3 protein-coding genes are annotated in these 7,021 nt (G+C 36.4%); all 3 read left to right on the top strand.

Annotation, left to right across the window (positions count from 1 at the left end):
- The first annotated feature begins 211 nt into the window (after positions 1 to 211).
- The 3 genes from B3P23_RS03995 (at position 212) to B3P23_RS03985 (ending at position 7,010) form a co-directional block, all read left to right on the top strand.
- Positions 212 to 1,228 carry a LacI family DNA-binding transcriptional regulator gene (locus B3P23_RS03995; RefSeq protein ID WP_248754744.1) on the top strand — a complete coding sequence of 339 codons (1,017 nt, stop codon included), beginning with the start codon at positions 212 to 214 and terminating at the stop codon, positions 1,226 to 1,228.
- Between the two features lie 184 nt (positions 1,229 to 1,412).
- Entirely contained in the window at positions 1,413 to 4,004 is a 2,592-nt protein-coding gene (locus B3P23_RS03990; protein WP_293924629.1) for an alpha-amylase family glycosyl hydrolase, read from the top strand.
- Between the two features lie 21 nt (positions 4,005 to 4,025).
- The gene (locus B3P23_RS03985; protein ID WP_052627526.1) at positions 4,026 to 7,010 is read left to right on the top strand and encodes a SusC/RagA family TonB-linked outer membrane protein; all 2,985 of its coding nucleotides are present in this window, start codon (positions 4,026 to 4,028) and stop codon (positions 7,008 to 7,010) included.
- Positions 7,011 to 7,021: the final 11 nt, after the last annotated feature.

Here is a 7,021-nt window from a genome sequence, read left to right as displayed (position 1 = left end):
CAGTCAAGCCCGCCAGAGCCGATGGTATTGCCGTAACAGGTGGGAGAGTAGGTCGGTGCCTTTTTTTATACAGAAGCCCTTGATAAGCAGCCGGGGCTTTTTTGTGCGCTAAACTTTTTCGATTAATTGTTATTATATCGATTCTTCTTATATATGCTAACTTAAACTCCTAAATTTATTATATATTTGAAATGCTTTTATTTCAGCACTGATGTCACAAATAACGATTATAGAATTAGCAGAACGTTTAGGTTTATCCAAGTCAACGGTATCACGAGCTTTTCGGGATGGTAATGATATTAACCCCAATACAAAAGAACGTATTTTAAAAATGGCGGATGAATTGGGATTTTCACCCAATATGTATGCCAGCAACCTAAGAGCTAATAAAAGCAATACGATTGCGATCATTATTCCTGAATTTGGTAATAAATTTTTTAGCCAAGCGATTAAAGGTATTGAACTGGTAGCTCGGTCTAAAAATTATCATACTTTAATTTATGTGACGGATCATCGGGTAGATAAGGAAGCATTAATAATCAGATCGCTAATCAATGGTCGTGTGGATGGGGTCATTATGTCTGCTTCGGGTGAAGGTCATGATCATAGTCATCTTCAAGTTTTAAAAGATAACAATATCCCCATTGTGTTTTTCGATAGAACTTACGATGATGTCAATACATCTTATGTAACAGGTAATGATTTTGAAGCTAGTTTTGCGGCGACGTCTCATTTAATCGAAAATGATTGTAAACGTATAGCCTATTTAGTTATTAATCAAAATGTTTCCATTGGAAAAGTACGTCTGGCAGGATATCGAGCTGCCTTAGAAAAATATCAAATTCCTTTTGATAAAAACTTGATTCTGGATACCGTTAATGAGTCTGATGGTAATATGGAAGACATCAAAAATCTGTATCGTATACAGCAACCTGATGGACTATTTGCATCGGTGGAACGCTTGGCCATTTCGGCTATGCGTGTGGCCAAAAACGAAGGAATATGTATTCCTTCAGAATTGAAATTGATCTGTTTTTCTTGTTTAGATATTGCGGATCTGTTAGAACCAGCATTAAGTGTCGTGAAACAGCCAGCTTATGAAATGGGTAAGATGGCGACAGAATATCTTTGCCAATTGATTGCTAAACCGATTATCTTCTCTAACCAAGAAGTCACTTATCTTGAGTCTTCATTAATTTTTCAAAAATCTAGTAAAAAAAATCACTAAAAAGTTTGGATTTAACTCTTTAGCTTTCTATCTTAGATAAATATTGGGAACGTTCCCAATGTAAGATTACCAATTGTAAAGGGATTTTTGCTTTTAATTTATAGTATATTTTTCGAATAGGCTATCTTTTTATACCAAGTATTGGGAACGTTCCCATTTTTAAGTGTACCAATTATAAGGAGTTATGAAACATTACTTTATTTATGTATTTTTCACTATATCGATTATTTTTTTTGGATGTAAAAAAAATAATCCTAGTGCTATAGTCGTAGATGAAGGAATAGCTCCAAGTGAGGTCGGCTTACTAACAACCAATAAACTATTTAATTATTGGGATGAATCAATTACTTTCTTTTTTGATGTCAATAAGGGTAATAGCGCATTGGTCTCCACTGATGGTCCGCTGTATCTACATATCGGTCTTATCACATCCAATAGTAAAGATCAGTATGATTGGAAGGAAGTTGCAACAGATTGGTCAAAAAATGAAGATGCTTATAAACTGACTCGTCAAACAGATGGTAGGTATAGCATTACGATCAATCCGAGTCAGGTCTTTAAAGGAATTAGCAGTAGTCAGGTTATTAAAATCGCGTTATTGCTACGAAATGCTGATGGGACTAAAGTTCAAAGAAATAAAGATGGTTCGGACATGTATGTTGACATAGCCACAAAAGGTGAAACGAATATTCGATTTTTAAAACCTTACACGCAACCTACATATTTGTTAAAAGCGGAAAAAGATGCTTATTTAATAAATGAAGAGCTCGCTATTGAGGTGTTGTCCACAGTAGCGGGTAAACTTTCTATGAGTATTGATGAGGTTGAGCAAGAAAGTATGAATGGTGCATTGCATCATACATTTAAATGTAAATTTGCTACTGTTGGTTTGCATCTGATAACTGCTCGTATTGAAGTCAATGGAAAGAAATTCGTAAGACAATTACAGGTATTTGTTAATGATAAAGCTGAAATTGCAGCATTACCAGCTGGTATCAATAAGAATGGTGTAACGATCGACAAGCAAAAAAAGACAGTAAGTTTTGCTGTAACAGCTCCAGGTAAATCAACTATATTTTTATTAGGCAGTTTTAATAATTTTCAACCGGAATCAACCTACGTATTGAAACAGACACCTGATGGAAATACGTGGTGGTTGACCTTAAATGATCTCGATTTTTCAAAAAAGTATGCTTATCAATTCTTAATTGACGGTCAATTAAGAATAGCTGATCCATACAGCAATCTGGTTTTAGATCCCCTATATGACAGTAGTCTAGGAAGTTCAATTGCTGACTTACCGTCATATCCAATACAGCAGACGACAGGTCAGGTCAGTATATTAGAATTGAATCGTGCGGAGTATCCTTGGAAAGTAGAGCATTTTAATAAACCAAATCCTTATGATCTAGTCATCTATGAGTTGCTCACGCGTGATTTTTCAAAACCACATAATTTTAATGCTATTCGCGATTCAATTCCTTATTTGAAACGACTGGGTATTAATGCTGTCGAATTGATGCCTGTTCAGGAAAGTGAGGGGAATTCAAGTTGGGGTTACAATCCTTCTTATCATTTGGCATTGGATAAGTATTATGGTCGTGCGGATGAACTGAAGAGTCTCGTAGATCATCTTCATCAGGCAGGTATCGCGGTAATCCTAGATGTGGTGCTTAATCATGCTTTTGGACAATCACCATTGGCTCAGCTGTATTTTCAAGGGCAAATATCAAATTCAAATAATATCTGGTTTAATAGGACGCCGACCCATCCTTTTAATGTGGGGTATGATTTTAATCATGAAAGTTACTATACACAGACGTTTGTGAAGGATGTCTTGAAATATTGGATCCAAGAATTTAAGATTGATGGTTTTCGTTTTGATTTATCAAAGGGATTTACACAGCAAAATACGGGTACTTCAGATAGTAACGTCGGCTCTTGGTCTGCCTATGATGCTAGTCGGGTTTTGATTTGGAAAAATTATCATGATTATCTTAAAACTCTTGATCCAAGTTGCTACGTCATATTGGAACATTTTGGTTCTGATCAAGAGGAGCAAGAACTGGTTGCGGAGGGGATGTTGTTGTGGAATAATTTAAATGGAACTTTTAATGAAGCAACAATGGGCTATAATAATGGTTCAAAATCGGATCTAAGTAGATTATTTGCTGAATCTCATGGTTTTCAAACACCTAATATGGTGACTTATATGGAATCACATGATGAGGAACGTATTCAGTTTAAGAATGCGCAATATGGTTATGTGGATGGATCCTATTCTGTAAAGGATCTTACAACGGCATTAGAGCGAACCCAAGTGGCTGCAACATTTTTGCTAGCTAGTCCTGGACCTAAAATGATCTGGCAATTTGGTGAGTTTGGTTATGATGTATCGATTGATGAAAATGGTCGGACAGGTGAAAAACCACTGAAATGGGATTATTTAGCAAATGTCTCACGTAAACGGTTATTTGATCATTATGCAAAATTGATCCAGTTGAAAAGAGCAAATCCAATTTTTAGAAAAGCAAGATTATTATCGTCTTCACTGCAAGAGGGATTAAAATATTATCTGATGACTGATGGTCATCAGACCATATTTGTTGTCGGAAATTTTGATACCATGAATAGACAATTTCAAATAACAGCAGGCTTAGCGGGGAATTGGTATGATAATATGGCTCAATCAAATCTAAATTGGGTTCAAAATGATCATATTATAATTAAGCCTGGTAATTATTATCTTTTAAGTAAAACTAAATTAATAAACTAAACAATAAAAATCAATTACATTATGAGCAAATTTACATTACGAGCTGTAATGACCTTTGGTCTTTTGATGATGCTTTGGGTGAATGCTTTTTCTCAAAACTCTTCACTTTCAGGTAAGGTGGTAGATAATAAAGGGGAAGTACTGCTTGGAGCAACTATTATCATCAAAGGAAGTCCAATTTCGACAGCAACAAATCAAAACGGGGAGTATAAGATTAGTCAAGTACCTTTAGGTAAGACGACTGTCACTGTCAACATGATTGGTTATAATTCCATGGATTTACCCATTCAGATTGTTAGCGGTGCAAATGTCTTGAATTTTACATTGAGTTCGAGCACAAGTGATTTAGAAGAAGTTGTTGTAATTGGTTACGGTGTGGCCAAGAAAAAACAAATTACAGGTTCTATCTCTAGTGTAGGTCCTAAAGAATTTAATACAGGTGTGGTCAGTTCTCCGGATCAGTTATTGGCCGGTAAAGTAGCAGGTTTAACAGTGAATAGATCGGGTGGAGATCCTACGGCAGCATCAACAATTCAATTGCGTGGCCCATCTTCATTGACTGCGAGTTCTGCTCCCTTGTATGTCATCGATGGAGTTGTAGGTGCTAATATTGAATTGGTAGCACCGGATGATATTGTATCGATGGATGTGATGAAGGATGCTTCTTCCACTGCAATTTATGGATCACGTGCCGCAAATGGCGTTATTTTCGTGACGACAAAACGGGGTAAGGCCGGTAAACCTGTTTTGGCTTATAGTGGATATGCTGCTATTGAACGTGTTGCAAATCGTGTGAATGTGCTAAGTGCTGCTGAGCATAAGCAATTTGTAGCAGACAATGGATTAACAGTCGCTGCTTCTGAGACGGGGTTTGATACCGATTGGCAGGATGAGATAACACGCACGGGAGTTTCTCATAATCACAATTTATCGCTAACAGGAGGTTCTGAAGGTACACGATACAATGCTTCTGTTAATTATTTTAATAATCAAGGTATTGTGAAAAGAAGCGATCTGGAAAGAGTGGTTGCTCGTGTTGGTATCGATCAAAATGCATTTGATGATCGCTTAAAACTAGCGCTTAATGTTGCTAATAGCATGAACAAATCTAACCATGTGGACTACGGCATTTTTAATGGAGCAGCTCGTTATCTACCAACTTCACCAGTACGTTCAGATGATGCCGCTTACGCCGCTTATGACGGGTATTTTCAGGTACCAGGAAGAACAAATTATTTCAATCCGGTAGCGATGTTGAACCAGCGTGATGAAGAACGAAATAACAACACTTTACTCGCCAGTTTGAAAGCTGACCTTACTATTTTCAAGGGATTGACCTGGACTAATGTCATCTCTTATCAGCAAAATCAATTTGATAAGAAATATTATATGCATCGGACTGACTTTGATTCGAAAGCATTGGGCAGGGGTTTTGCGGAGCGTTCAAATCTGAAAAATATCGATAAAATTTTCGAATCTTATGTTAATTACAATGTGACCAAGAATCTTCATTCTTTCGATGCGATGGCTGGTTATTCTTATCAGAAAACAAAAAATAATGATGGAGTTGTTGCTTCTTCTGTAGGATTTATGTCTGACGATCTAGGGGGTAACAATCTAAATTTAGGCACATTGCCAGATGGTTATAATCCTTATAGTACCTATCCATATATTTTGGAGTCTTTATTGATTTCAGTTTATGGTCGTGTGGGATACAATTATGATGAAAAATACTTATTAAGTGCTTCTGTGCGCCGCGATGGTTCATCAAAATTTGGAAAGAATAATAGATGGGCGACATTTCCTTCGGTTTCTGGAGCTTGGAGAATTAGCAGAGAAAGCTTTATGCAAGACCAAGATTTATTCAGCGAATTAAAATTACGTGCTGGGTACGGTATCTCGGGAAATCAGAATATAGATCCATATCGTCAGATTATTATTTTCGGTCCTCAAAATGGTCAATTTCTCTATAACGGTAATTGGATGAATGCTTATGGTGTGAACCAAAATGAAAATCCGGATTTAAAATGGGAAAGTACATCCATGTTTAATGCAGGATTGGATTTTGAACTCTGGAGAGGTCGTTTGGGTGGTAGCATTGAATATTACAATAAAGAAACGAAAGACTTATTGTATGAGTATGATGTACCATCGCCACCTTATCAGTTCAATCGTTTATTGGCTAATGGAGCAAGTATGAGCAATAAAGGTGTGGAGATCACTTTAAATGCGATGGTTTATCGCAATAGTAATTTTTCATACAATACAACAGTCAACTTTGCCCGTAATGTGAATAAGGTTGGATCATTATCTTCTAATATTGAAAATATTGGTGTATCAGAGCGTTATGAAGGAAGTATTGGTCTTGATGGCTGGACAGGTCAAACGGCAGCAATTGTTTTACCAGGTCAGGCTTTGGGAACATTTTATGTGGCTAATTACATCGGTTATGATGCAACTGCCAAGAAAACAATTTATCAAAAACCATCGGGTGAACTTGTAACACAAGATCAGATTTCGGCACCTGATGATTATATGGTGATGGGACACGCACTTCCTAAATTTACCTATGGTTGGAATAATAGTTTTCAATATAAAAACTGGGATTTGAACTTCTTCTTACGTGGTATGTATGGCAATCAAATTTTTAATGCTACACGTGCTGATCTAAGCCGTCTACAACAGGCTAATGTGACCAATATCTCTAAAGATGCAGTTGAAGAAGGCATATTTGAAACACCATTAATTGCTTCTAGCAGATTTATCGAAGATGGTTCATTCTTAAGATTAGATAACGCCACATTGGGTTATTCGTTTAATGTGAAGGAATCTAAATATTTTAAAAATGCACGATTGTATGTGTCAGGACAAAATCTGTTCACGATAACCAAATATTCGGGTGTAGATCCTGAGGTAAGTTTAAGTGGTTTAGCGCCTGGCGTTGATAATAGAAATTATTATCCAAAAACAAGATCGTTCTTGTTAGGTGTAAAATTAGCTTTTTAACTTTTAATCAC

Origin of the sequence: Sphingobacterium sp. UBA6320 (genome assembly GCF_002440335.1) — a bacterium.
In the GTDB taxonomy this organism is placed as follows: Bacteria; Bacteroidota; Bacteroidia; order Sphingobacteriales; family Sphingobacteriaceae; genus Sphingobacterium.
The sequence above is the reverse complement of the archived record's forward strand: the minus strand, read 5'-3'. Positions and strand labels throughout refer to the sequence as shown.